Here is a 26,092-nt window from a genome sequence, read left to right on the forward strand (position 1 = left end):
TTTGATGCCCAAGAAGAGGAATCCCCGTCATGGGCAGGCCGAGGTCGAAGCGGGAAGCTGCGCGGAGAGGGTGGCCGCGAGCACCGCCACGTCGAGATCGGCCTGCCATGCAGGAAGATGCCCTATTCTCAGAAGAAGCCCAGTGCGTTCGGGCTGTAGCTCACCAACAGGTTCTTGGTTTGCTGGTAGTGGTCGAGCATCATCTTGTGGGTTTCACGACCGATACCGGACTTCTTGTAGCCGCCGAACGCGGCGTGCGCCGGGTACAAGTGGTAGCAGTTGGTCCAGACGCGGCCGGCCTTGATCTCGCGACCCATGCGGTAGGCCAGCGAGCCGTCGCGCGTCCACACCCCGGCGCCCAGGCCGAAGGAGGTGTCGTTGGCGATCTGCAGCGCTTCTTCCTTGTTCTTGAAGGTGGTAACCGCGACCACCGGGCCGAAGATTTCTTCCTGGAACACGCGCATCTTGTTGTGGCCGGCGAGGATGGTCGGCTCGACGTAGTAGCCGCCGGCCAGATCGCCGCCCAGCTGGGCACGCTGGCCGCCGGCCAGCACTTGGGCGCCTTCCTGGCGACCGATGTCGATGTAGGACAGGATCTTGTCGAGTTGCTCGGACGAAGCCTGGGCACCGATCATGGTGCTCATGTCGTACGGGTTGCCCTGCTTGATGGCCTTGACGCGGGCCACGGCGCGCTCGATGAAGGCGTCGTAGATCGATTCCTGGATCAGGGCGCGGCTCGGGCAGGTGCACACTTCACCCTGGTTCAGGGCGAACATGGCGAAGCCTTCCAGCGCCTTGTCGAAGAAGGCGTCGTCGGCGCTCATCACGTCTTCGAAGAAGATGTTGGGGGACTTGCCGCCCAGTTCCAGCGTCACCGGAATGATGTTCTCGGAGGCGTACTGCATAATCAGGCGGCCGGTGCTGGTTTCACCGGTGAAGGCCACCTTGTTGATGCGGGTGTTGGTGGCGAGCGGCTTGCCGGCTTCCAGGCCGAAACCGTTGACGACGTTGAGCACGCCCGGCGGCAAGAGGTCGCCGATCAGGTCCATCAGCACCATGATCGCCATCGGGGTCTGCTCGGCCGGCTTCAGCACCACGCAGTTACCGGCGGCCAGCGCCGGGGCGAGTTTCCAGGCCGCCATCAGCAGCGGGAAGTTCCACGGGATGATCTGGCCCACGACGCCCAGCGGCTCGTGGAAGTGGTAGGCGACGGTGTTGTCGTCGATCTCGCCGATCGAGCCTTCCTGGGCACGGACGCAGCCGGCGAAGTAGCGGAAGTGGTCGACGGCGAGCGGGATGTCGGCAGCGTTGGTTTCACGCAGCGGCTTGCCGTTGTCGGCGGTTTCCACGGCGGCGATGAAGGATTGGTACTGCTCCATGCGGTCGGCGATGCGCAGCAGGGTGTTGGAGCGCTCGGTCGGGGAGGTGCGGGCCCAGCGGTCGAAGGCGGCGTGGGCGGCATCGAGTGCGAGTTCAACGTCTTCGGCGGTGGAGCGGGCGACTTCGCACAGCGGCTGGCCGGTGATAGGGCTCAGGTTGGTGAAGTACTGGCCACGCACCGGGGCGACCCACTTGCCGTTGATGAAGTTATCGTATTGGCTGCGCAGCGGGATGGTGTTCTGGATCGAGTTCAGGGTCTGTTGCAACATGACGTTCCTCCGGTTTGGTGAGACGCTGGTCTGTTGGGTGTACAGCCTAGCAGTGGTTTCATTGTGCGAATCGGAGGGGCATTCAGCCATTCGACTTTGGTCGCAGAGGGGGGAGGGGGCGAGATGGGCCGTGGTGTATGGGGCTGGAGCCAGGCCTGGAAAAGCGGCTTCGGCCAACCTGTTGTGTTTGCCGATCTCTTCGCGTGGACGTCGCACTGCCCGTGCGGGTAGTTGGAGGCGTGGGGTTGGCCGGTCCCGCCCGAGGCGAGCGGATGGGGCGCATCGGCTAGTTTTGGGCACTGAAGGAGGCTGGAGAGTGTGTGGGGGCCGGTTCCGCCCGGCGGACGGGAAGGGGAAGTTTGCGTCGCCAAACTCCCCCTTCACCCCCAAAGGCGAGCCCACCGCCGCTTGATCCCGTCTGGCTGGAGGCCGGCGAGGCGCGGCGGAAACTAGCCGGGCGCTAACGTCGCCCGGCGTCGGACAGCCCGCCGCTTAAAACCTCGCCATCCACCATCCAGGCGGCGCGGCAGAAGGGCCGATGGGGCACATCGGTCATGTCTTGGCTTTGGGGATAACAGGTGAAGGAGAAGACGGGGATATCCTCTGCTGTGTTGGCCGAAGGCATTGTCTGTAGCTCTTCAATCAACCCTGCCGGAACCCCTCCAGGGTTGCCTTTTCACCGATTCACCGATCCAAATCAGCTCGGCCAATGCGTCAGTAGTGGGTCCCCCTTCCCGTCCGCCGGGCGGAACCGGCAAGCCCCCCGCCGCTGGTATCCGTCGGGCTGGCGGCTGGCGAGGCGCCGTGCAAACTCGCCGTTCGCTAACGACGAACGGCTCAGACAGCGCACGGCTTAAAACCTCGCCATCCCCCATCCCGCCGGCGCGGCAGGAAGGGCGGATGGGGACATCGGTCATGTCTTGGATTTGAAGAAAACAGGCAAAGGGGAGACGGGATGTCCTCTGCGGCGTGGTCGAAATCATTGTTTGTAGCTCTTCGGCCAACCTTGACGGGACCTGCCCCCGGTTGTGTTATTGCCACTCCAAAGCGACAGGCTTAGTGCGCCAGTAGCGGCCCCCCCTTCTGCCGTGCCGATGGGTGGGCATGGCAAGGTCTTAAGCGGCTGGCAGTTCGACGCCGGGCGACGTTAGCGCCCGGCTAGTTCCAGCCGCGCCTTGCCATGACCGGGCCCCGGCGGGATCACACGGCGGGCGGGGGTCGCCTTTGGGGGTGTAGGGGGAATTTGGCGACGCAAATTTCCCCTTCCCGTTCGCCGGGCGGAACCGGCAAACCCCACACCTCCCCCAACCCAGACTGGTAAGCAACAACTCGGGCAAGGAGACCTGGTGGAACCGGCACCCACACTCGCCAACGACATCGGAAGAAACAATCGGATGGCTGAAGCAGGCAGTATCAGCCCCACACACACGCACCAGCGCTTTAGAAAAAGCCTACATAGGCCACGAAGCCGCCCTTCGGTAACGGGCACCGCCCCCCTCACTCCCCCGCCGGCTGCGTCAGATGCGCCAGCAGCGTCCTCAAGCGCGCCGGCCGCACCGGCTTGCCCAGCCAGGCCCAGCCGCCGGCTTCCGCCTCCTGCCGTACCTCGTCGCTGCGGTCGGCCGTGATCAGCGCCGCCGGCACCGCGCGGCCCAGGTGCTGGCATACGGCGCGGATCGCCTCGATGCCGGTGGCGCCGTGGTCGAGATGGTAGTCGGCGAGGATCGCGTCCGGTTGCACCGCCTCGCGTTTGAGCAGTTCGATCGCCTCGCTCGCCGAGGCCGCCGCCAGAGGACGGTAGCGCCAGTCGGCGAGCAGCGTGCTCATGCCCTCGAGGATGCTGGTTTCGTTGTCGATCAGCAGGATGGTGGCGCCCTGGCGCTGCGCCGGGGCCGCCAGGGCCGGCGGCGGGTCCGGTTGCGGCGCCGGGCCGACCGCGTCGGCCTCGCCGTAGGGCACCACCACGCCGAACAAGGAACCGCGTCCGAAGCGCGAGCGCACCACCAGGCGGTGGTCGAGCCGGCGCGCCAGGCGGCTGACGATGGCGAGCCCGAGGCCCATGCCTTTCGGACACAGGCTGTGGTGTTCGGGCAGGCGCTGGAATTCGTGGAACACCAGGGCGAGCTTGTCGGACGGGATGCCGAGCCCCTGGTCCCACACCCCGATCAGGAGGCCGTCCGGCTGGCGCCGGCAGCCCAGCAGGATGCCGCCTTCGCGGGTGTAGCGGATGGCGTTGGAGAGGAAGTTGCGGAGCACCCGTCCCAGCAGCACCCAGTCGCTGTGGATGATGGCCGGGCTGGAGTGCAGCTGCAGCCGCAGCGACTTGGCCTCGGCCAGCGGCGCGAACTCCTCGGCCACCTGTTCCAGCAGTTGTGCCACCGGGAAGTGGCGCGGTTCGGCCTCGACCGCGCCGGCGTCCAGCCGCGAGATTTCCAGCAGGGTGTTGATCAGGTCGTCCACCGACTCCAGCGCCGTGCCGGTCTTGTCCACCAGCGGGCGCACCGACGGCGCCAGCTCCTGCCCGGCCAGCGCGGCGAGGAACAGCCGCGCCGCGTTCAGGGGCTGCAGCAGGTCGTGACTGGCGGCGGCGAAGAAGCGCGTCTTGCTCTGCTGCGCGTCCTCGATGGCACGGATCGCCTCGCGCAGCCGGCCGTTGGCCACGGACAGTTCCTCGGTGCGCTCCGCCACGCGCACTTCCAGCTGTTCCTTGGCCTGCTGCAGCGCCTCGGCGGCGCGCCGGCTCTCGGTGATGTCCTGGATCAGCGCGAAGAACCCCAGCACGCTGCCGTCGCCGGCGAAGTGCGGGATGAAGGTGGCGCGCGCGAACTCGATGTGCTGGCGCGGCGCCGGCAGCTCCAGTTCGAACACCGAGGCCTGCCCCGACAGCGCCAGCTCGACGAAATGCTTGCGGTCGTCGAACAGCTGGGCGCCGAGTACTTCGCGCATCGAGCGGCCGTTGATCTCGGACTGCGGCACGCCGAACCAGCTCTCGTAGCCCTTGTTGGTGAAGCGGTAGATCTGCTGGTTGTCGACGTAGGCGATCAGCGCCGGCATGGCGTCGGTGATCAGGCGCATCTTGGCTTCGCTGTCGCGCAGCGCCTGTTCGGCCGCCTTGCGCTCGCTGATGTCGGTGTAGCTCATCACGAAGCCGCCGCCCTGCATCGGGTTGTACTGGACCTCCAGTGTCAGGCCCTGCGGCGTGGTGTATTCCAGCGTGCCGCCCAGCGGGCAGCAGCGCGACCACTCCGCCAGGTGCACGCCGCCGCCCTCGTCGAGCTGCGCCAGCGCCGGCTGGGTCAGCTCGACGAAGCGCGGGTTCCACTCCATCAGGCGGCCGTCGCGGTCGAACACCGCCAAGCCCTGGCGGATGCTGTTCATGGTGGCGTGCAGCAGCTGCGAATGCGCCGCGAGGTCGCGCTCGCGCAGCAGCATTTCCTGGCGCTTGATCTCGGTGATGTCGGTGTAGATCGCCACCCGGCCGCCGCCGGCGATGGCGCGCTCGCTGACGCGCTGCCAGCTGCCGTCGCTCATCGCCAGGATCAGGCTGTCCTGCGGCGCCTGCTGCACCGCCAGGCGTTGGGCGATCCAGTCCTCCGGGTCGGCCTCGGCGTCGCGGATCAGGTGCGCCGCCACCGCGGCGCGGATCAGGGTCTCGAACGGCAGGCCGGGGGCGATGATCGGGCGCAGCGCCGGGAACATCTCGCCGAACTTGCGGTTGCAGTGGATCAGCCGGTTGTCGCTGTCCCACAGCGCGAAGCCGTCGGCGATGGTCTCCACCGCCACGTTGAGCTGGTTCTTGGCCAGCTCGGCGGCGAGCTTGGCCTCCTGCAGCGCGAAGTTGGACGCCTCGAGGTCGGCCATGGCCTTCTCCAGGGCGCGGGTGCGCTCCTGGATGCGGGTCTCCAGCTCGGCGGCGACTTGGAAGAAGGTGAAGGAGTTGCCGTTGTCGGCCAGTCCCTGCTCGACGCGGCGCATCAGCGCCTCGTTGATCTTGCGCAACTTGGCGTTTTCCAGTTCCAGCGCGTAGAGCCGCTCGGCGCCGTTGGACCTCGGTGCCATCTCACTCATGTTGCGTGCCATAGCCGATGGCGATGCCGGTGAAGGTCTGGTTGACGTGCATCGCCTGGTATTGTTCGCCGTAGGTGGAGAAGCCCACCACCGAGTTCGCCGCGAGCAGGCGGGAGAGACGGGCGATGGCGTCGGAGTGCAGCAGCGGCAGGGTGCGCAGGATGCAGTCGAAGCCCAGCACGATCTGGAACTCGCCGAGCCGGCTGCGCAGGTCGCGGAAGGTGCGCGCCAGGTTGTCGACGATGTCGGTGGCGCGCGTGCCGGACAGCACGATGCCCTCGTCGATGGCGCAGAAGAAGCTCAGGCTCAGATCGGGGTTGATGCGCTGGATCGAGCGCACGTAGGGCACGCCGCCGACGTTGAGCACCAGGGGGTGCGCGGCGAACGACAGCGGGGTGAGGCGCTCGGGCGACACGCCCAACAGCCGCGCGTATTCGGCGGCGGCCGGCTCGGCGTTGATCTCGGTCACCAGGCGCGCTTCGGCGTCGGCCTCGGTCACCACCACGCGCTCGCCGCTGCGGATGGCGTGCTCCGACTTGAACACCTCGAACGGGTGCGGCGTGGCGATCAGCACCAGCGCCGCGCTGTCGCTGACGAACTGGCCGTCCACCAGGATGTGGGTGCGCTCGAAGCGCATGTTGTCGCCGGCCGAGCCGCCGCAGATCGGAATGTCGCCCAGCGCGCGCGCCAGCCGTCCGGCGAGCTGTTCCTCGCGCGCCGACAGGCCGTCCACCAGCAGCAGAGCGAAGGCATGGCGCTCCAGCGGAAAGCCGGCTTTCTGGCCGAGCGAATAGCGCGCGCTCATCACCGTGCCCAGCGCGTCGGACAGGTCGAAGCGGGGCAGGTCGCCGATGGCCTGCACCTCGACGAAGAAATCCGGTTCGGCAAAGCTCACGCCGACGATGGAGTGGCAGCGATAGCCGTCCGGGCTGATCTCGCCGGCGGTGGTACAGCCCACCACCGGGATGTCGCCGAAGCGGCGCGTCAGCGCGGCGGCCAGTTTGTCGAGCTGGTAGTCGGGGGCGACGAACAGCAGCACCAGCGAGCAGTCGGGCTGCCACAGCTGCTGGTAGAGTTCGTCGGCGACCTGATCGGGGTCGGCGCTGTAACCATGGCCGCGTCGCACCCGGGAAGGCGGATTGAAACCCATTTGTCTCCACTCTGCTTTGTAGTCGTGATGACGTCTCTGCGGACGTTCGCACCTCATCTTGAACCTTCGCCGCGTAAAACGAAAGTCGAATAGCGCGCGCGCGCGCGCCGCGCCATGCTGCAGTGTACCGTCTGCCGGAGAGCTGCCATGAGCCTGTCCCGTCTCAGCGTTGCCCTGCTGTTGTCGCTGGGCTCCACCATCGCCGTCGCTGCCGAACCGGTGCCGCTGCCGGACGGCTACCGCCTGCAGCACTACCGCGCCCCGACCCCGGCCAAGCTGCCCGGCGCCACGGTGCTCGACAGCCAAACCCTGCAGGCGCTGATCGCGATACACCACCCGCTGCTGCTCGACGTCATGGCCGCCAACCGGGTGCCGGACGCCGCGGGCGGCAGCCGCTGGGTGCCGGCCACGCCGCGCCGTGACCTGCCCGGCAGCGTGTGGCTGCCCAACGTCGGCTACGGCGAGCTCGAGCCCGCCATCGAGCAGTATTTCCGCCGCCAGCTGGAACGGCTGTCCGGCGGCGACCTCGACCGGCCGCTGGTGTTCTACTGCCTGCGCGACTGCTGGATGTCGTGGAACGCGGCGCGCCGGGCGTTGAGCTATGGCTACCGGGCGGTGTACTGGTACCCGGACGGCAGCGACGGCTGGCAGGAAGCCGGCCTGCCGCTGGTCGACGCCGTGCCCGCTCCGCTGTGAACGTTTTGCCGCACTTGCCGTCCTGTCCGCGCGGGTGACGCCATCGCCTGGCGCGCAGGACGGCGTCACGGCGGGCATCGCCGCCTCGAGATCGTCACGCATCGTCGACATGTTGATCTGCTCTCAAGCGCGCTGGCGCGGGCGGTAACCCAGCAGCGCCAGGGTCAGGCACACCGCCGTGGCTAGCACGGTATGATTGGCCGCCTCGACCTGCCATTGGCCGTACAGCGCGAAGCGGATCATCTCCACCGCGTCGGTGAACGGGTTGAAGCGGCACAGCTGGTACACCCATTCGCTCGCCTCCTGCATCTTCCACAGCGGATACAGCGCCGAGGACAGGAAGAACACCGGAAACACCACGAAATTCATCACCCCGGCGAAGTTCTCGATCTGGCGCACCTGCGACGACAGCACCATGCCGGCGGCCCCCAGCATCAGCCCGGTCAGCACCAGCGCCGGCAGCACGCTGGCAAAGCCGCTCCACGGCAGGTCCACCCCGGACAGGCGCGCGATCAGCAAGAAGGCGTACACCTGCACCAGCGACACGCACATGCCGGCGAACAGCCGCGCAAACAGCAGGAAGGGCAGCGGCTCGGGGCAGGTCAAGAGCACGCGCATGCTGCCCATCTCGCGGTCGTACACCATCGACAGTGAGTTCTGCATGCCGTTGAACAGCTGCACCATGCCCACCAGCCCCGGCACGATGTAGACGTCGTAGGTGATGTAGGTCTCGTAAGGCGGGGTGATGGCGATGCCGAGCGCGGCGCGGAAGCCGGCGGCGAACACCATCAGCCAGATCAGCGGCCGCACCAGCGCGCCGAAGAAGCGCGAGCGCTGCTGCAGGAAGCGGCGCAGCTCGCGCACGATGATGGCCCACAACACGATCCACTTGGTCTTCATGACACCGCTCCGGTACGTAGGTCGAACCAGCTCGCCAGGTTGTCGCAGCCTGACGCGCCCAGCAGCGGCGCCACCGCGCCGCTGGCGAGCAGGCGGCCGCGGTGCAGCAGCGCGACGTGGTCGTGCTGCGCGTCGATTTCGTCGATCAGGTGGGTGGCCCACAACAGCGCCAGCCCCTCGTCTCGCACCAGCCGGTGCAGGTGGCCGATCAGGAACTGGCGCGAGGGCAGGTCGAGTCCCACGGTGGGCTCGTCGAGCAGCAGCAGCGCCGGGCGATGCAGCAGGGCGCGCGCGATCTCCACGCGGCGGCGATGGCCGCCGTTGAGGTCGCGCACGCGGTCGCGCCGGCGCGCGGCGAGGTCGAGCCGTTCCAGCTCCTCGCCGATGCGCTGGGCCAGCGCCTTGCCGTGCATGCCGTGCAGCGCGCCGAAGTAGCTCAGGTTCTGCTCGACGCTCAGGTCGAGGTCCAGCGTCGACTGCTGGAACACCACGCCGACGCGCGACAGCGCCGCGGCCTGCAAAGGTTGGCCGAACACCGTGATGCGGCCCGATTTCACCGCCAGCAACCTCGAGAGCAGGCCGAACAGCGTGCTCTTGCCGGCGCCGTTGGGGCCCAGCAGGATGCAGCACTGGCCGGCCTCCACCGTCAGGCTGATCTGGTCGAGCGCCAGCCGCTCGCCGTAGCGGTGGCTGAGCGCCTCGATGGCGAGCGCGGCGCTCATGATCCGCTCACCGCCACCCCCCAGGGGTAGCGTCCCACCGGGATCGACTTGAGCACCTTGAGCGCGGCGGTGTCGATCACCGAGACGTCGTTGCTGATGCCGTTGGTGACCCACAGCTGCTTCTCGTCGGCCGACAGTTCGGCATGCCACACGCGCCGCCCCACCAGCAGGTACTTCACCGGCTGGAAGGTCTTGGCGTCGATCACCGCCACGTGGTTGGCCGGCCCCAGCGGCACGAAGGCGTACCGGCCGTCGCGGGTGAGGCGGATGCCCACCGGCTGAATGCGGTCCTTGGGAATGCCGGTGATGGCGAAGGAAATGGTCTTGATGCGCTTGCGGCTGGCGACGTCGATCACCGATACCGTGCCGCCGACCTCGGCGCTCACCCACAGCAGCTTGCCGTCGGCGGAGAAGCGCGCGTAGCGCGGGCGCTGGTCGACCAAGGTGCTGTCCACCAGCTTGCGCGTGGCGGTATCGATCCAGTGCACCATATTGGTGGTTTCCGAGGTGTTCACCGCCCAGCGCCCGTCCGGGCTCACCGCCATGCCCTCCGGCTCCACGCCGACGTCCACCTGGCCGGTGACGCGGCGGCTCGCCACGTCGATGATGGTCACCACGTTGCTGTTCTCGTTGGCGATGTACAACGACTTGCCGTCCGGCGCCAGCGCGAACTGCTCCGGGTCCTCGCCCGAAGGCAGGTTGTGGGTGATCTTGCCGCTCGCCAGATCCATCACCTGCACCGTGTTGTCGTCGCTGGCGCAGATAAACAGCGACTTGCCGTCCTTCGACAAGGTGATGCCGCGCGGGCGCTTGCCCACCTTCAGCGTTTTCACCACCTGCAGCGTGCTGCTGTCGATCACCGACAGGGTATGGTCCTTCTCGTTGGAGACGTAGACGTTGGCGGCCATGGCCTGCGACGCGGCGAACGAGGCCAGGAGCAGGGCGGCGAGACGGGAAAGAGGGTGGGGCATGGCGGTTCCTTGGGTGGCGGGGCAGCTCAATGGCCCGGGCATTTCACTTCCGGGGCGTCGAAACCCAGGGTGTCGAGGTCGGTGCGCGGGTGCAGGAAGCCGTCCTGCGGCGACAGGCTCACCAAGGAACGCGGCTGCGCCACCATCATCGGCTGGCGCAGTTCGCCGTTCCACGGCCGATACGACAGGGTGCGGCCCTTGAAGCCGGCGAGCTGGAACTCAGGCCCGCGGATGTAGGCGGAGAGTTTGGCGGTCTCGCCGCTGGCGGTGCGGCTGGCCGCTTCGCCGACGCTGCGCACCGCCGCCCAGGCGGCGTAATCGACCGGCTGCATCGGGCGGTGGCTCTGCTGGCGGAAACGGTTCTGCAACTGCACCGCGCCCCACTGCTCGGCGGCGGCATGCCAGCCGCCGGCCACCAGCCCCTGGGTGCCGGCCACCGGGCGCGGCAGCCAGGTGCGGTAAGACAGGTAGTCGCCGAAGTCGCCGCTCTCGTCGGCCACGATCAGCACGTCGTAGTCGCCCACCTGGGTGAACACCGGCACCTCGCCCTGCGCGGTGCGGCGCGCGTCGTGGCCGTACTTCCACACCTTCTCGCCGACGATGCGGCCGCCAAAGCGCTTGGCGGCGCGGCGCACCGCCGCGGCGTAGAGCTGGTCTTCCGGGCGCGGCCCGCTCACCAGGAACCACTTGTTCCAGCGCCGCGTCGCCAGGTACTGCGCCAGGGCGTCGGCCTGCATCGCGCGCCCCGGCAGCGTGTGCAGCAGGTTGGCGCGGCACTGGTTCTGGCGCAGGCGGTCGTCCGGGGCGCCGGCGTTGAACCACAGGTAGCGCCCTGCGGCGGGCTGCGCCATCAGGCGGTCGATGGCGCCGGCGCTGACATTGAGCACCACGAAGCCGGCGCCGCTCTTTTGCACCTTGGCCAGCATGTCGGCGCCGCTGGCGCCGGTCGGCACCGCGATGCGCGCGAGCTCGAAGCGCTGCTGCAGGAATTTGCCGGTGGTGTTGTTGTCGCTGATCGCCAGCTCGGCGCCGGCGCGTCCCAGGTCGTCGGGTACCGGTTCGATGTTGGCCAGCGGATTGGTCGCAACGCGGGCCTCTTCCAGGTAGGTGAGGCGGATCGTGGTCTGGGCCGCCGCCGGCAGGGCCAGCAGGCCGGCGGCAAGACAGAACGCAAGGCGGACGGGGAGCGCGGGCATGGCGGTTTCTTCAACGGGTGGGAGGGGTGCTTGAAGATTGGCCCGGCCGTTGCCGGGCGTCCATTCGACTTAAGTCGCATGCCCCGGGGGCGTTTCTGCGACTTAAGTCGAATTGGCGATTAGGGAGGTGCTGCCGAGAATTCAGGGGGACCGGAGCGCTTTCAGACCCGGCAACCACTACAAAATCGGAGAGCCAGATGAGAAACAGCATGCCGACGCGCACGTGGCGTCTGACCACCCTTTCCACCTTGCTGGCTTCGGCCATGCTGGCGCCGCTCGCCACGGCCGCTGTCAGCGACAAGGACATCCTCAACGACAGCAAGACCACGCAGGACGTGGTGTCCTACGGCATGGGCCCGCAGGCGCAGCGCTTCAGTCCGCTCACCCAGATCAACGCCAAGACGGTGAAGAAGCTGGTGCCGGCCTGGAGCTTTTCCTTTGGCGGCGAGAAGCAGCGCGGCCAGGAAGCCCAGCCGCTGGTGTACGACGGCGTGATCTATACCACCGCCTCGTATTCCCGCGCCTACGCCGTCGATGCTCGTACCGGCAAGAAACTGTGGGAATACAACGCCCGCCTGCCGGACGGCATCATGCCGTGCTGTGACGTCATCAACCGCGGCATGGCCATCTACGGCGACCTGGTCTACTTCGGCACGCTGGATGCGCGCCTGGTGGCGCTGGACCGCCACACCGGCAAGGTGGTGTGGACCAAGAAAGTTGGCGAATACAAGGAAGGCTATTCCTACACCGCCGCGCCGATGGTCGTGAAGGGCAAGCTCATCACCGGCGTCTCCGGCGGCGAATTCGGCATCGTCGGCAAGGTCGAGGCGCGCGATGCGCTGACCGGCGAGCTGGTGTGGTCGCGTCCGGTGATCGAAGGCCACATGGGCACGCTCAACGGCAAGGAAAGCACCATGACCGGCAAGCTGAACGCCACCTGGGAAGGCGATCAGTGGAAGCAGGGCGGCGGCGCCACCTGGCTCGGCGGCACCTACGATCCGGAAACCGACACCATCTTCATGGGCACCGGCAACCCGGCGCCGTGGAACTCGTGGACGCGCAAGGGCGACAACCTCTACACCGCCTCGACGCTGGCGCTCAACCCCGACAACGGCGAGATCAAGTGGCACCTGCAGACCACTCCGCACGACGGCTGGGACTTCGACGGCGTCAACGAATTCATCCCGTTCGACCTGAAGAAGGACGGCAAGGTGATCAAGGCCGGCGCCAAGGCCGACCGCAACGGCTTCTTCTTCGTGGCCGACCGCACCAACGGCGACCTCTTGGGTGCCTACCCCTTCGTCTCCAAGATCACCTGGGCCAAGGGCTTCGACCTGAAGACCAAGCGCCCGATCTACAACGACGAAGGCCGTCCGGGCAACCCGTTCGACCCCGCCTCGCAGGGCGCCGACGGCAAGGGCAAGCCGGTGTTCTCGGCACCGTCCTTCCTGGGCGGCAAGAACTGGATGCCGATGGCCTACAGTCCGAATACCGAGATGTTCTACGTGCCCAGCAACGAGTGGGGCATGGACATCTGGAACGAGCCGATCACCTACAAGAAGGGCGCGGCCTACCTCGGCGCCGGCTTCACCATCAAGCCGCTCTATGAAGACCACATCGGCGTGCTGCGCGCCATGGATCCCAAGACCGGCAAGATCAAGTGGGAATACAAGAACCCGGCTCCGCTGTGGGGCGGCGTGATGACCACCGCCGGCAACCTGGTGTTCACCGGCACGCCGGAAGGCTTCCTCAAGGCGTTCGATGCGCAAACCGGCAAGGAGCTGTGGAAGTTCCAGACCGGCTCCGGCATCGTCGGCAGCCCGATCACCTGGGAGATGGACGGCCAGCAGTACGTCGCCGTCGTCTCCGGCTGGGGTGGCGCGGTACCGCTGTGGGGCGGCGAAGTGGCCAAGAAGATCAATACCATCACCCAGGGCGGCAGCCTGTGGGTCTTCAAGCTGAGCCAGTAATCGAGTAGTCGCCGGCGGCGCGCCCTGGCGTGCCGCCGGCAGGAGAGAATCATGTTGAAAGCATTGCATATCGTCGTCGCGGGCCTGGTCCTGTTGCCCGCTCTGGCCTCGGCCGAGCCCTCCGCCGGGGAGTCGCTGGCCAAGAAAAGTGGCTGCTTCGCCTGTCACAGCGTCCAGCGAAAAGTGATCGGTCCTGCTTACAAGGACGTGGCCGAGCGTTATGATGGCGAGAAGGGCGCAGCCGACAAGCTGGCCCTCAAGGTCAAGGAAGGGGGCAGCGGTGTCTGGGGCAGCGCCGGCATGCCACCGCAAGCCCAGCTCAAAGACGAGGATATCCATCACATCGTCGAATGGATTCTGAGTCTGAAATGATTCCGAGCCGGCTGGGCGTCACGCCCCGCCGGTTTGTTTTCGAGCCCGTCGCCACGCCGCGCGCCGCCCCCGCGCGGAAGGCCGAGGGCTCCAGGAGCCGTTCAAGATGGAAGCCACGGTGCTGATTGCGGACGACCATCCGCTGTTTCGCGAGGCCATGCGACTGGTGGTGTCGTCCGCGTTGGGCGAGGGCAGCGAGATCGTCGAGTGCGAGTCGCTCGACGCGGCACTCGACGCGGTGCGCCGCAACCCGGCCATCGAGCTGGCGATGATCGACATCAACATGCCGGGCATGGACGGCCTGGCCGGGCTCGCCCGGCTGCGCCAGCAGGCGCCGACGCTGCCGGTGATCGTGGTCTCGGCCGACGAGCGCCACAGCACCGTGGAGGCGGCGATGTCGGTGGGCGCCTCCGGCTTCATTCCCAAGTCCTTCTCGCGCGACAGCATGACCGAGGCGGTGAACGCGGTGCTGGGCGGCGACATCTACCTGCCGCCGTCGCTGGCCGACCGCGACACCGGGGTGCCCGGCAGCAGTCCCGAACAGTTGCAGGACCTGGCCAGCCGCCTCGCGCTGCTGACCAAGCAGGAGCGCTGCGTGCTCGACTACATCGTCGGCGGCAAGTCGAACAAGGTGGTGGCGATCGAACTCAACATCGCCGAGAGCACCGTCAAGGCCCACGTCTCGGCCATCCTGCGCAAGCTCAAGGTCTCCAGCCGCACCCAGGCGGTGATCAAGGTCGGCGCCTTGCTGCGCATGTGACGCGCCGTGCCGGCACCGTTCTGGCCGGTGCCATTCCCTTGGAACCCCTTCCCGATCTTGCTGCGCACCCTTGATCCGGGCCCATGTGCCCTGCGTGCAGGGATTCGCTTAGCGATCGGGAATCCTCATGTACTCTGGCACATTCCGGTTTCTGCGCTGCTCTTCAGCCCGCCGAGGGGTGCTCGCGACAGATCGCGAGCAGGTTCTTAGAGCGACTTCTCGAAATGCGCCACCAGGCTCTTCAGCGCCTTGGTGGTGTCAAACAGCTTGCCCACCGCGTCCGCCGCCTGTTCCACGCTGTGCGCGTTGCTTTCGGTGATGGCGCTGACTTTCTCCATGTTGTGCGCCACCTCGTTGGAGGCCTGCGACTGCTGGTTCAGCATCGCCGCGATGTCGCGGGCGCTGTCGGCGACACCGAGGCTGGCCTGCTCGATCTGGCCCAGGCTGGCCGAGGTCTCGCCGATCAGCGCGCTGGCCTGGCCGGTGACCTGGCTGGCGCTATCGATCGAGGACAGGGCGCCGTGGGCGTGCAGTTGCACCTGACCGATCGAGGCGCTGATCTCGGCGGTGCTGTTGCTGGTGCGTTCGGCCAACTTTCTGACCTCGTCCGCCACCACGGCGAAGCCGCGTCCCTGCTCGCCGGCCCGCGCCGCCTCGATCGCCGCGTTGAGCGCCAGCATATTGGTCTGGTCGGCGACGTCCCGGATCAGCTCGGTGACCGAGCCGATGCGCGCCACGGCCGCGTGCAGGGTGGCGATGGTGTCGCGTGCCTGGGCGATGACGCCGCGCAGGTCGTCGGTGCGTTGCAGCGAGTGCTGCATGCGCTCGTTGCCCGCCTGGACCAACTGGCGCGCGGTGGCAGCGTGCTCGGAGCCGAGGCGGATGGAATCGGCGATCTCGTTGACCGAGACGGTGAGCTGCTCCAGCGCGGCGGCCACCTGGGCGATGTCATTGCTCTCGTCCTTGGCGCGCGCGCGTAGCGTCTCGGCCTGCTCGCCGATGCGCTGGGCGTCCTGGCCGATGCGCTCGGTGGCCGACACCACGTCGGCGAGGATGGCGCGCAGGTTGATGCGGGTGGTTTCCAGACGCTGCAGCAGCACGGCGCACTCACGCGGCCCCTGCTCGGCGATCGGGGCCTTGAAGTTGCCTTCGCCGAAATCGGTCAGCGCCGCGTCGGCGCGCCGCAGCGTGGCCCGTACCCGTTGCTGCAGCAGCAGCGTCGCCGTGCCGCTGGCCAGCAGCACCAGCAACAGCCCGCCCTCGCGCAGCAGGGGCGAGGCGGGCCAGGCGCAGGCCGCGCCCAGCAGCACCGTCGCGGCGAGGATCGCCAGCTGCCATGTCAGCCAGGAGGCATGGTGCTGGCGCCGGGTGCCCGGAAAGGTGGCGCGGCCGGCGTTGATCTCGCGGTACAGCCGCTCGGCTTCACTCACCTTGTCGCGTGCCGGGGCCGCGCGCACCGACATGTAGCCGACGTGCCGGCCGTGCTCGGTGAGCGGGGTGACGTAGGCATCGACCCAGTAGAAGCCGCCGGCCTCGGCCCGGTTCTTCACCAGGCCCTGCCAGGGATGGCCGTCCTTGATGGTGTCCCACAGGTCCTGGAACGCCGCCGGCGGCATGTCGGGGTGGCGCACCACGTTGTGCGGCTGGCCGATCAGCTCCGCCTCGGCAAAACCGCTGATCTCGACGAAGGCGGGGTTGGCGTAGGTGATGCGGCCCTTGAGATCGGTCTTGGTGACGATCGGCCGGCGCGGGTCGAGAAACAACTCCTGCTCGGTGACCGGAAGGTTCTTGCGCATGCTGCCCCCTTGGAGGGAAGGAATGGCGGCCGGAGGACCGGCGCCATGGCAAACGAATTATTCTTATGGCATTGAATGGGTGCTGCTAACATCTGTTCTAGCTGAAGTTATCCGTACTGCAAGCCGTGTTTTGGCGCGCCGGACGACGCTCGGCCAGCGGCCTGAACTCGCCGCCCCCGCCGCGGGTCTACCCTCCCTCCTGCTCATGGCGCCCCGGGACGGTTACAATCGGGGTCGACGTGTTCCCTTTATTACGAGCCGCCCGCCCCGGCTAAGGTGGCGGTCGGCCGTCATTCATCGAGTCGCAAGCGTGATTTCCAGAAAACTCAGTCTGTTGTTGCCGGTACTGCTGCTGGCGGCGTGCGCCGTGGCGCCGCGCCCGGCGGATACCTCGGTTCGTTTCGAAACCGCCAGCGTGGCCGAACTGCCGCAGTGGCAGCAGCAAGCCGCGGCCGAGTCGCTGACGGCGTTGCAGCAAAGCTGCAAGGCGGTGGCGAAAAAGCCGGAATGGAGCGGCGTGTGCCGTACCGCCGCCGCCGTTCCGGCCAACGACGCCGCCGCGGTGCGCCGTTTCTTCGAAACCCATTTCAAGGCCTGGAAGCTGCGCGACGGCGAGCGCGACAGCGGGCTCATCACCGGCTACTACGAGCCGCTGCTCAACGGCAGCCGCGTCAAGACGGCGCGTACCCCGTACCCGCTGTACGGCGTGCCGGCCGATCTCTTGACGCTGGACGTGCCGCCCGCCGAGCGCGCCAAGAGCGTGCTGGTGGCGCGGCGCGGGCCGGGCAACAAGCTGACGCTGCGTGCCGGCGCGACCGTGGCCGGTCCCGGGGAGGTGGAGGTGCGGCCGGCCGACTTCCCCAGCGACGGCCGTACCAACAAGCTGCGCGGCCGCCTCGAGGGCCAGCGCCTGCGGCCCTACTACACCCGCGCCGAGATCGAGCAGGGCCAGGGCGTCGCCAGCGCCCCGGTGCTGGCCTGGGTGGAAAACCCGGTCGAGCTGTTCTTCCTGCAGGTGCAGGGCTCGGGCCGCATCCAGCTCGAGGACGGCAGCTTCCTGCGCGTCGGCTACGCCGAGCAGAACGGCTACGCCTACCAGTCGATCGGCCGCTGGCTGGTGGACCGCGGCGAACTGACGCTGGCCGACGCCTCGATGCAGGGCATCCAGGACTGGATCAAGGCGCATCCGGGGCGCCAGCAGGAGCTGTTCAACGTCAACCCGAGCTACGTGTTCTTCAAGCCGCTGGCGCACGCCGACGGCGGGCCGCTCGGCACCCTGGGCGTGCCGCTCACCGACGGCTACAGCATCGCCGTCGATCCGCGCTACATCCCGCTCGGTGCCCCGGTCTACCTGTCCACCACCTGGCCGCTGTCGAACCAGCCGCTGGTGCGGCTGGTGCACGCGCAGGACACCGGCGGGGCGATCCGCGGGCCGATCCGCGCCGACTTCTTCTGGGGCTTCGGCACCGAGGCCGGCATGTACGCCGGGCGCATGAAACAGCCGGGCAGCCTGTGGATCCTGCTGCCCAAGGGCATGAAGCCGAGCCAGGCCATCTGATCCGGACCCGACCATGAAACCAACCCCGTTGCTCCTCATCCTGTCCTTGCTGGCGCTGACCGCCTGCAACGAGTCCTCGTCCTCCGCCGCCAAGGAGGAGGGGACCAAGGCGCCGCCGGCACGCGAACTGGCCGCGGGCGACGTGCTGGTCGCCAAGGTGGCACCGCTGGCCGACACCCTGGCCTTCACCGGCACCCTCAACGCGCTCGACAGCAGCACCGTCGCCGCCGAGGTGGAGGCGGTGGTGCGCGAGGTGGCGGTGCGCGAGGGCGAACGGGTGCGGCGCGGCCAGTTGCTGGCGCGGCTCGACAACGAGACGCTGGCGCAGAGCGTGGCCGAGCAGGAGGCGCAACTCGCCAACAGCCGGGCACGGCTGGGCTTGGCGCGCGTCAAGCGCGACAAGCAGCGCGAGCTGTACGATAGGGGCTTCATCTCGCGCCTGGCGTTCGAGGAAGTGGAGAGCGATTTCCAGGTGCGCGTCGGCGAGCTGAAAGCCCAGGAGGCGCAGCTGGCGCGCGCGCGCAAATCGCTGGGCGATACCCGCCTCAGCGCACCAATCGACGGCGTGGTGTACCAGCGCGCCATCAACCCGGGGGAGCTGGCGCAGCGCAATACGCCGCTGTTCCGCATCGCCGACCTGTCGGTGCTGGAACTGGCGGCCAGCGTGCCGGCGCGGCTGGTCGGCAAGCTGCACGTCGGCCAGCATGCCCGTTTCAGCGTCGAAGGGTTGGCCGAAGAATTCGACGCCGAATTGGTGCGGCTCAACCCGGTCGCGGCGGGCGGCACGCGCAGCTTCACCGTTTACCTGCGCGTGGCCAACCGCGACGGCCGGCTCAGCGCCGGCCAGTTCGCCAAGGGCGGCATCGTGCTCAACGAGGTCGACGATGCCGTCAGCCTGCCGCTCGCGGCGCTGCACGATCTGGGCGGCAAGCCGTGGGTGCTGCTGCTGGAGCACGGTCGCATCGTCAAGCGCCCGGTCAGCGTGCGCTTGCTGGCCGAGGGCGCCGGGCGCGTCGCCGTCGCCGGCGTCAAGCCGGGCGAGACGCTGCTGGCCGCCAACCTGCTGGGCGTCAACCCGGGCGATGCGGTGACGCTCGCCGGCGCACGCTGAGGACGCCGCCATGTGGTTGACCCGCGTCAGTATCCGCAACCCCTACTTCGCCACGGTGCTGATGCTGGCACTGCTGGTACTGGGACTGTTCGCCGCCTGGCGTCTGCCGGTGGAGGAGTTTCCCGACATCCGCTTCCCGGTGGCGGTGGTCAGTACCACCTACAGCGGCGCCTCGCCCGAGGTGGTGGAGAGCGAGGTGAGCCGGCCGCTGGAAGAGGCGATCAACACCATCAGCGGCATCAAGCACATCCGCTCCTATTCCTTCGAAGGCAGCTCCACCATCGTGGTCGAGTTCGAGCTCTCCACCGATCCCAACGTCGCGGTGCAGGACGTGCGTGACCGGGTGGGCTCGGTGCAGGGGCGTTTCCGGCGCGAAATCTCCACGCCGACGGTGTCGCAGTTCAACCCCAACGACCAGCCCCTGCTGTCGATCACGCTGAGCTCGCCAGAGGTCAGCCCGCGCACCCTGACCACCTGGGTCGACAACGTGCTGAAGAAGCGGCTGCAGACCGTGTCCGGCGTCGGCGAGGCCAAGCTGGTGGGCGGGGCCAAGCGCGAACTGCGCATCGACCTCGACCCCTACCGGCTCGAGGCAGCCGGGCTGTCGCTGCCCGAGGTGGCGGCGGTGCTGCGCCAGGCCAACCAGGACTACCCGGCCGGCGACGTCGGCACCAGCAGCCGCGAGCTGTCAGTGCGGGTGGCCGGCAAGCTCAAGTCGCCGGCCGACTTCGCCGCGCTGCCGCTGGCCTGGAAGAACGGCAACCCGGTGCGGCTCGCCGACGTGGCCGAGGTCAGCGATGCCGAGGCCGAACCCTCCAGCGTGTCGCTGATCGACGGCAAGCCCGCGGTCGGGCTGGAAATCCGCGCCGCGCGCGGCGCCAACGTGGTCGAGGTGGCGGACGGCGTGAAGCGGGTCATCGCCGCCGAGCGCGGCCAGATGCCGCCCGGCACGGTGGTCACCTACACCTACGACAAGTCGCAGGACGTCAAGAATTCGCTGGCCGACGTGCGCGCCACGCTGATCGAGGGTGCGGCGCTGACGGTGCTGATCGTGTTCCTGTTCCTCGGCAGCTGGCGCAGCACGGTGATCACCGGGCTGACCCTGCCGGTGTCGCTGATCGGCACGCTGTTCGCGGTGCAGGCGCTGGGCTTCACCCTCAACCTGATGACGCTGATGGCGCTGTCGCTGTCGATCGGGCTGTTGATCGACGACGCCATCGTGGTGCGCGAGAACATCGTGCGCCACGCCAACATGGGCAAGGGCCATTTCCAGGCAGCGCTGCAGGGCACCGAGGAGATCGGCCTGGCGGTACTCGCCACCACGCTGACCGTGGTGGCGGTGTTCCTGCCGGTCGGCTTCATGGGTGGCATCATCGGCAAGTTCTTCCACGAATTCGGCCTGACCGTGACCGTGGCGGTGCTGATCTCGATGCTGGTCAGCTTCACCCTCGACCCGATGCTGTCCTCGCTCTGGCACGACCCGCACCACCACGGCGTCCGCCACAAGGGCCCGCTCGGGCGCCTGCTCGACGGCTTCGAGAACTCGCTCGACAGGTTGGCCGAAGGCTATGTGGGGGTGATCCGCTGGGCGCTGGGTCACCGCAAGACGGTGCTGGCGGCGGCGCTGGCGCTGACCGTCGGCAGCTTCGCGCTGGTGCCGGTGATCGGCGGCGAATTCCTGCCGCGCGAGGACAAGGGCGAGTTTGCGCTGAGCTTCAAGACCGCCCCCGGCTCCTCGCTGGCCTACACCGAGGGCAAGGCGCGCGAACTGGAGAGCACGCTGCGCCGCCTGCCCGAGGTGAGGTCGGTCAACATCACCGTCGGCGGCGGCCGCTTCGGGGCCAGCAAGAACGAGGGGCGGCTCATCGTCAACGTCGGCAGCAAGAAGCAGCGTCAGCGCGACCTGTTCGCGCTGATGGACGGGGCGCGGCGCGAGAGCGGCCGGCTCGCCGGGGTGCAGATCCTGTCGATCGAGGAACTGGGCAAGAAGGGCGGTGGCGGCAAGCCGGTCAACATCGGCCTGCGCGGCAGCGACCTCGCCCAGCTCGAGCAGGCCGCGGCCGACCTGCAACGCCGGCTCGTCGCCATTCCCGGCGTCAGCGACATCGAGTCCAGCCTGAGCGAGGCCGACCCGGCGCTCAACGTCGAAGTACGGCGCGACGCCGCCGCCAGCCTCGGCATCGACCTCGCCGCCGTCGGCGAGAGCCTGTCCACGCTCTTGGCCGGCAACGTCGTCACCACCTGGGAGGCGCCGGACGGCGAGAATTACGACGTGCGCCTGCAGGTGCCGAAGGAGCAGCGCCGCGAGGGCCTGCTCGACGTGCTGACCGTGGCCGGCCCCGCCGATGCCCAAGGGCACAAGCCGATGGTGCCGCTCTCCACCGTCTCCGCCACCCGCAACGCCGAGAGCCCGCGCCAGATCGACCGCGTCGACCTGCTGCGCGAGGTGACGCTGACCGCCAACGTGTCCGGCCGCGACACCGGCTCGGTGTTTGCCGACATCGGCAAGCTCACGGCGTCGCTCAAGCTGCCGCCGGGGGTGACGCTGGCGCAGCAGGGCGAGCGCCAGGACATGCAGGAATCGCTGGGCTTCGCGGTGCAGGCGCTGGCGATGGGGGTGATCTTCATCTACATGATCCTGGTGGCGCAGTTCCGCAGCTTCTCGCTGCCGCTGTCGATCATGGTGGCGCTGCCGCTGGCCTTCGTCGGCGTGTTCCTTGGCCTGCTCGCCTTCGGCTCCACGCTCAACATGTTCTCGGTGATCGGCATCGTGATGCTGATGGGGCTCGCCGCCAAGAACGGCATCCTGCTGGTCGACTTCATCAACCAGTCGCGGCGCGAGGGCATGGCGCGCGAGGACGCCATCGTCGAGGCCGGGCGGGTGCGGCTGCGCCCGATCATGATGACCAGCCTGGCGATGATCTGCGGCATGCTGCCCCTGGCGCTGGGCGCGGGGGAGGGCTCGGAATCGCGCGCGCCGATGGCGCACGCCATCATCGGCGGCATGGTGACCTCGACGCTGCTGACGCTGCTGGTGCTGCCGGTGGTGTACACCTACCTCGACGGCCTGCGCGAGCGGGTGCGGCGGCTTATGGGCGGCAAGCGCAGCGGGAAGGTGGAGCGGGTGTCGTAACACAGGGCATTGGCGTAAAAAGGCCGGGTCAAGCCCGGCCTTTTTACGCCCGAGGGGCTCAGTAGAAGCGGTAGGTCAGCCCGAGCGACAGCAGATCGACATCGGATTGGCCGGTCTTGTCGGAGTCGCCAACCTTGTGGAAGCGCTCCCATTCCGCGCGCAGCGCCAATTCCTTGGTGAAGGCGTAGTTCACCCCGAGACCATAGGTCAGATCGCTGTTACGCGCGCTGTCGCTGGCCGAACGACCTCCTGCCGAGGCCGAGATTTCGGTCTTCAGACTGTAGACGCCGAGCTTGCCGAATGCCGAGAACTGTTCGGTGATCGGCAGGATGCCGACCGCGTCGATGAACAGCCCATCCTTCACCTTCACGCTGGCGTCGACCGAAGTCGGGGTAATGGGGGAGCCATCGACCGCCGTCACCGTGGTGTGGGCATCGAAGCGGCCGAGGTCAAGATAACCGCCTTCCACTGCGAAATACCGGTTGAACTGGTAGCCGGCGAACAGCTTCCAGCCCGTGTCGGTGTCGTCCACCGAGGTGCCGCTTGCCGTCAGTCCGCCTTGGGCGAGGGTGGAGTCAAAATCACTGGCGCTAAAGTCCTGGGCTTTCGATTGCCCGACGCTGATCCCCCCATACCATCCTGTTGCTGCCGCATCCGCGGCATGTGCCGCCGGTACCGACAGCAGCGTAATCCCCAGTAAAGAGAAGGCCGGGATAAGGTTTTTCGGCTTCATGGTTATCTCTTTCGTTCAACTTGGTTAGCGATGACGTGGTGGCGCTGTGGGCTACGGATGGGGGGTGGGCGCGCAACACCCTCTGTAAGTTAGACGATTATGCTTAAAAATCACCTCGATTTTTCTTTTAACTGATTTTTCCCTGAATGGCATCGTGCAAGATGGCGACTGTCCTGCTCCGTCGGGGTTTTGCCGGAAGTTTCGCTGTGTGTCGCAGACGCTTTCCGGCGCAGAGTTATGCCCAATGTGTTGTGGGAGCCACCGGGGGCGATGGCCCGTCGGCCTGCAGGCAGGAGTGGAGATGGCTGGATGTTTAAATTTTAATTTGTTATTAAAAAACAAATATTCATTATTTTTAGAAATATAGAAGCTGCGATATAGTCGCCTCATCGCCTTTCCTCCTCGGGCCCGCACCATGCGCCACGACTACGCCGACTTCGACTTCATCATCCAGCCCGGCTGGAACAACTCCGCTCCCGAGCACTGGCAAAGCCACTGGCAGCACAGCCTCGGCGCGCGCCGCGTCGACAATGAGGAGTGGAACACGCCGCGGCTGGAAGACTGGCTGGACGGGCTCGACCGCGCCGTCGAGGCGAGCCGCCGCCCGGTGGTGGTGATCGCGCACAGCCTGGGCTGCGTCACCGTCGCCCACTACGCCCGGCGCCACCCGCACAAGCTGGCCGGTGCGTTGCTGGTGGCCCCGGCGGACGTCGAACGCGCCAGCGCCCCGCCGGCACTGCTACCCTTTGCGCCGTTGCCCGTGGCACCGCTGCCGTTTGCCGCGCGCATCGTCGCCAGTGACAGCGATCCGTTCTGCCTGCCGCTGCGCTCGGCGCGCCTCGCCAGCCTGTGGCAGGCGCCGCTGGTGTGGCTGCGCCATGGCGGCCACATCAACGTGGCATCCGGCCATCACCAGTGGGAGGAGGGGCTGGCCGAGCTCGACGCCTTGCTGGACGCCGTGAGTGCCCGGCAGTGCGGCGGGGCTCAACGGCGGCAGGCCTGAGCCGGGAGGGTTCCAGCTAACGGCGTGGACGGCGCCGTCTGGCCGCCCTCGCGGCGGGCTGGGTGCTTCACTCCGCCAGCGCCACCACCACACGCTTGTTGCGTGCCCCCTTGCTCTCGATCTTCTTGACCACGACCGGGCCGATCTCGCCGGTGCGGGCCACGTGGGTGCCGCCACACGGTTGCAGGTCGACGCCATCGACCTCGATCAGGCGGATCTCCGGCAGTTCCAGCGGGGGCGTGACCGACATGGTCTTGATCAGCTCCGGCTGCGCCTTGAGCGCCTCGCCCGAGGTCATCACCACCTTCACCGCGCGGTCCTCGGCGATCAGCCGGTTCAGCTCGCGTTCGATCTCGTCACGATCCAGCACCATGCCTTCCGGCAGGTCGAAGTCGAGCCGGCCCGACTCGGTGGTCAGGTTGCCGCCGGTGACGCCGGCCTTGATCACCACCGACAGCAGGTGCAGGCAGGTATGCACGCGCATGTGGCGGTGGCGCCGTGACCAGTCCAGCTCCAGCGTCACCGGGGTGCCTTCGGCCAACCTTGGGGCATCGGCCGCCACCAGGTGCACGATGTCGCGCGTGGCCTTGTCGCGGCGCGTGTCCTGCACCGTCAGCACCATTCCGTCCGTCGTGCTCAGCGTGGCGCAGTCGCCCGGCTGGCCGCCGCCCAGCGGGTAGCACAGTGTCTCTTCCAGCACCACGCCCTGTTCGTCGTGGCGGCGTACCCGGGTCTCCAGCCGGGTCTGGTAAGGGTCGCGGTAGAAGGCTTCCTGCATGATCTCTCCTGTTGTCCTGTGAGGATGTTCCCGGCAGCCAAACTCCAGGGAACCCGTTCTCAGAACCTGTTTATGATCTCGCGAGCTAGAGCGCGACAAGGCAAAAACGGCTGGGGAAGCGGAGTTTACAAGGGGTAAATGAGCATTCCGAAGACGTGTTTAACGCGGTATCGCCGACGCGCAGCAGATCGTAAACAGGTTCTCAAGAAGAGTGGGGACGGTGCAGCACATTGGCAAGACACACTCGCCGCCGTTTTCGGCCATACAGTTCAGCGCAACCCGCCCAGCCAGCGCAGCAGCTGCCACGCCGCCATGCCGAGCAGCAAGACCCCGGCCAGCCGGCTGATCAAGCGCCGCTGCGGCGTGCCGAGCCGCTCTCCGAGCCGACCCGTAACCATGGCCAGCAGCCCCCACCACAGTGCCGAGCCGGTAAAGACTCCGGCGATCATGCTCCAGGCGTCCGTCGCCGACAGCGCGCTGCGGCTTGCCGCCAACGCCGCGAACACCCCGCTGAAGGCGACGATGGTCATCGGGTTGGCGAGCGTCAGCGCGAAGGTGGAGAGGAACAGCCGTGGCAGCCGCCCTCCCGGCAGCGCGGCGGCGCTGGTGGTGGCCGCTCCGCTTTGCAAGGTGCGCCAGCCGAGCCAGCCCAAGAACACCGCGCCGGGCAGGCTCAGCCACTGCTGCAGACCGTTCAGATAAGCCGACAGCACGGCGAGGCCGAAGGCACCCAGCGCGCCGTACAGCCCGTCGGCGCAGGCCGCGCCCAGCCCGCTGACGAAGCCCGCCAGTCGGCCGTGCTGCAAGGTGCGCTGGATGCACAGCAGGCCGATCGGCCCCACCGGGGCGGCAATCGCCAGCCCCATCAGCACCGCCTTGGCGGCCAAGCCCAAACTGCTCTCCATGCTGGTCTCCTCCCTGGTTTTCACTACGCCTCAGTGTGCCCGCGGCAGTGCCGCGCTAACATGGCGAAACACAGGAAGTTAGCAATGGCTGCCTGAAAATATAAGGCTAAAATGAAAAGGGGGAGAAAATCGTCATGGAACTGGACCGGAAAAACTGGGCCATTCTCGAGGCCCTGCAGCAGGATGCCCGACTCACCCTGACCGAGCTGGCGCGCCGCGTCGCGCTGTCGGTGCCGGCGGTCACCGAGCGCGTCAAGCGCCTGGAAGAGGCTGGCGTGATCACCGGCTACCACGCCGACGTGGCGCCGCAGCAGGTCGGTTACGGACTCTCCGCGCTGATCGGCATCAACTGCGCCCAACCCTACAAGAACCGCCTGCTCGACACGCTGCGCGCCGCGCCGGAGGTGCTGGAATGCTGCCACGTCACCGGCAGCGACTCCTACATCATCAAGGTGGTGACGCGCGACACCCGCCACCTCGAGGCCTTCATCGGCCGCATCAACCACTTCGGCGAGACGCGCACCTCGATCGTGCTGTCGGTACCGATCCCGCCGCGCGCGATCCAGCCCTGCACACCGGATGGCACCTGAGCCGGGGGCGGCGCGTCACGGGCATGGCGCC

The 26,092-nt window shown here is 67.7% G+C and carries 20 protein-coding genes; 9 read left to right on the forward strand and 11 right to left on the reverse strand.

The features are described 5' to 3' along the window. Positions 1 to 128: 128 nt before the first annotated feature. The 3 genes from adh to nosP all read right to left on the reverse strand — a co-directional run bounded on the left by adh (position 129) and on the right by nosP (position 6,867). Positions 129 to 1,649, reverse strand: a complete 1,521-nt coding sequence (gene adh / locus FURADRAFT_RS02555; protein ID WP_008952538.1) for an aldehyde dehydrogenase — start codon at positions 1,647 to 1,649, stop codon at positions 129 to 131. A gap of 1,497 nt (positions 1,650 to 3,146) precedes the next feature. Then, positions 3,147 to 5,717, reverse strand: coding sequence for a hybrid sensor histidine kinase/response regulator (locus FURADRAFT_RS02560; protein ID WP_008952539.1), 2,571 nt, complete (start codon positions 5,715 to 5,717; stop codon positions 3,147 to 3,149). Continuing rightward, positions 5,710 to 6,867, reverse strand: a complete 1,158-nt coding sequence (gene nosP / locus FURADRAFT_RS02565) for a nitric oxide-sensing protein NosP (protein WP_008952540.1) — start codon at positions 6,865 to 6,867, stop codon at positions 5,710 to 5,712. Before nosP ends, FURADRAFT_RS02560 begins: the two co-directional genes overlap by 8 nt. A gap of 147 nt (positions 6,868 to 7,014) precedes the next feature. Here nosP and FURADRAFT_RS02570 point away from each other — a divergent pair, with 147 nt between their 5' ends. Further along, positions 7,015 to 7,563 (forward strand): PQQ-dependent catabolism-associated CXXCW motif protein, encoded by a 549-nt coding sequence (locus FURADRAFT_RS02570; RefSeq protein ID WP_008952541.1) that lies wholly within the window; start codon positions 7,015 to 7,017, stop codon positions 7,561 to 7,563. A gap of 123 nt (positions 7,564 to 7,686) precedes the next feature. Here the strand turns inward: FURADRAFT_RS02570 and FURADRAFT_RS02575 are convergent, their stop codons facing one another. The 4 genes from FURADRAFT_RS02575 to FURADRAFT_RS02590 are packed head-to-tail and all read right to left on the reverse strand — an operon-like array spanning position 7,687 to position 11,352. Further along, positions 7,687 to 8,463 (reverse strand): ABC transporter permease, encoded by a 777-nt coding sequence (locus tag FURADRAFT_RS02575; RefSeq protein WP_008952542.1) that lies wholly within the window; start codon positions 8,461 to 8,463, stop codon positions 7,687 to 7,689. Continuing rightward, a complete protein-coding gene (locus FURADRAFT_RS02580) occupies positions 8,460 to 9,185 on the reverse strand; it encodes an ATP-binding cassette domain-containing protein (protein ID WP_008952543.1) in 726 nt (241 codons plus the stop codon). Before FURADRAFT_RS02580 ends, FURADRAFT_RS02575 begins: the two co-directional genes overlap by 4 nt. After that, positions 9,182 to 10,156 carry a YVTN family beta-propeller repeat protein gene (locus FURADRAFT_RS02585; protein ID WP_008952544.1) on the reverse strand — a complete coding sequence of 325 codons (975 nt, stop codon included), beginning with the start codon at positions 10,154 to 10,156 and terminating at the stop codon, positions 9,182 to 9,184. The genes FURADRAFT_RS02580 and FURADRAFT_RS02585 overlap by 4 nt, the downstream gene beginning before the upstream one ends. A 26-nt stretch (positions 10,157 to 10,182) precedes the next feature. Then, the gene (locus tag FURADRAFT_RS02590) at positions 10,183 to 11,352 is read right to left on the reverse strand and encodes an ABC transporter substrate-binding protein (protein ID WP_008952545.1); all 1,170 of its coding nucleotides are present in this window, start codon (positions 11,350 to 11,352) and stop codon (positions 10,183 to 10,185) included. A gap of 209 nt (positions 11,353 to 11,561) precedes the next feature. Between FURADRAFT_RS02590 and FURADRAFT_RS02595 the strand changes: the two genes are divergently transcribed. From FURADRAFT_RS02595 to FURADRAFT_RS02605, 3 genes are all read left to right on the forward strand, one after another. Further along, on the forward strand, positions 11,562 to 13,322 hold the full coding sequence (locus FURADRAFT_RS02595; RefSeq protein ID WP_081455925.1) for a PQQ-dependent methanol/ethanol family dehydrogenase: 1,761 nt from the start codon (positions 11,562 to 11,564) through the stop codon (positions 13,320 to 13,322). 51 nt (positions 13,323 to 13,373) lie between these two features. Next, positions 13,374 to 13,694: a c-type cytochrome gene (locus FURADRAFT_RS02600; RefSeq protein WP_008952547.1), complete on the forward strand. Its 321-nt coding sequence runs from the start codon at positions 13,374 to 13,376 to the stop codon at positions 13,692 to 13,694. 106 nt (positions 13,695 to 13,800) lie between these two features. Beyond that, the gene (locus FURADRAFT_RS02605) at positions 13,801 to 14,454 is read left to right on the forward strand and encodes a response regulator transcription factor (RefSeq protein WP_008952548.1); all 654 of its coding nucleotides are present in this window, start codon (positions 13,801 to 13,803) and stop codon (positions 14,452 to 14,454) included. A 206-nt stretch (positions 14,455 to 14,660) separates the two neighbouring features. Here the strand turns inward: FURADRAFT_RS02605 and FURADRAFT_RS02610 are convergent, their stop codons facing one another. Beyond that, complete coding sequence (locus FURADRAFT_RS02610; protein WP_008952549.1) at positions 14,661 to 16,250, reverse strand: methyl-accepting chemotaxis protein; 1,590 nt, start codon at positions 16,248 to 16,250, stop codon at positions 14,661 to 14,663. A gap of 310 nt (positions 16,251 to 16,560) precedes the next feature. On the opposite strand from FURADRAFT_RS02610, the gene mltA reads away from it, so the two are divergent. From mltA to FURADRAFT_RS02625, 3 genes are read left to right on the forward strand one after another with little or no spacing between them, the layout of a single operon-like run. Further along, a complete protein-coding gene (mltA, locus tag FURADRAFT_RS02615; protein WP_008952550.1) occupies positions 16,561 to 17,808 on the forward strand; it encodes a murein transglycosylase A in 1,248 nt (415 codons plus the stop codon). A 13-nt stretch (positions 17,809 to 17,821) separates the two neighbouring features. Beyond that, entirely contained in the window at positions 17,822 to 18,919 is a 1,098-nt protein-coding gene (locus tag FURADRAFT_RS02620) for an efflux RND transporter periplasmic adaptor subunit (RefSeq protein WP_008952551.1), read from the forward strand. Positions 18,920 to 18,929: 10 nt separating this feature from the next. Continuing rightward, on the forward strand, positions 18,930 to 22,052 hold the full coding sequence (locus FURADRAFT_RS02625; protein ID WP_008952552.1) for an efflux RND transporter permease subunit: 3,123 nt from the start codon (positions 18,930 to 18,932) through the stop codon (positions 22,050 to 22,052). Between the two features lie 58 nt (positions 22,053 to 22,110). On the opposite strand, the gene FURADRAFT_RS02630 is transcribed toward FURADRAFT_RS02625, so the two are convergent. Continuing rightward, on the reverse strand, positions 22,111 to 22,785 hold the full coding sequence (locus tag FURADRAFT_RS02630) for an outer membrane beta-barrel protein (protein WP_008952553.1): 675 nt from the start codon (positions 22,783 to 22,785) through the stop codon (positions 22,111 to 22,113). 415 nt (positions 22,786 to 23,200) lie between these two features. On the opposite strand from FURADRAFT_RS02630, the gene FURADRAFT_RS02635 reads away from it, so the two are divergent. Continuing rightward, positions 23,201 to 23,788: an RBBP9/YdeN family alpha/beta hydrolase gene (locus tag FURADRAFT_RS02635; protein ID WP_008952554.1), complete on the forward strand. Its 588-nt coding sequence runs from the start codon at positions 23,201 to 23,203 to the stop codon at positions 23,786 to 23,788. A 67-nt stretch (positions 23,789 to 23,855) separates the two neighbouring features. Here FURADRAFT_RS02635 and FURADRAFT_RS02640 read toward each other — a convergent pair whose 3' ends face one another. Together FURADRAFT_RS02640 and FURADRAFT_RS02645 are read right to left on the reverse strand one after the other, a co-directional pair. Further along, a complete protein-coding gene (locus FURADRAFT_RS02640) occupies positions 23,856 to 24,566 on the reverse strand; it encodes an alanyl-tRNA editing protein (protein WP_008952555.1) in 711 nt (236 codons plus the stop codon). A 269-nt stretch (positions 24,567 to 24,835) separates the two neighbouring features. Beyond that, positions 24,836 to 25,471 (reverse strand): LysE family translocator, encoded by a 636-nt coding sequence (locus FURADRAFT_RS02645; RefSeq protein ID WP_008952556.1) that lies wholly within the window; start codon positions 25,469 to 25,471, stop codon positions 24,836 to 24,838. Positions 25,472 to 25,605: 134 nt separating this feature from the next. Between FURADRAFT_RS02645 and FURADRAFT_RS02650 the strand changes: the two genes are divergently transcribed. After that, complete coding sequence (locus FURADRAFT_RS02650; protein WP_008952557.1) at positions 25,606 to 26,061, forward strand: Lrp/AsnC family transcriptional regulator; 456 nt, start codon at positions 25,606 to 25,608, stop codon at positions 26,059 to 26,061. The last annotated feature ends 31 nt before the right edge of the window (positions 26,062 to 26,092 follow it).

This window comes from Pseudogulbenkiania ferrooxidans 2002 (assembly GCF_000174355.1).
Lineage (GTDB): Bacteria > Pseudomonadota > Gammaproteobacteria > Burkholderiales > Chromobacteriaceae > Pseudogulbenkiania > Pseudogulbenkiania ferrooxidans.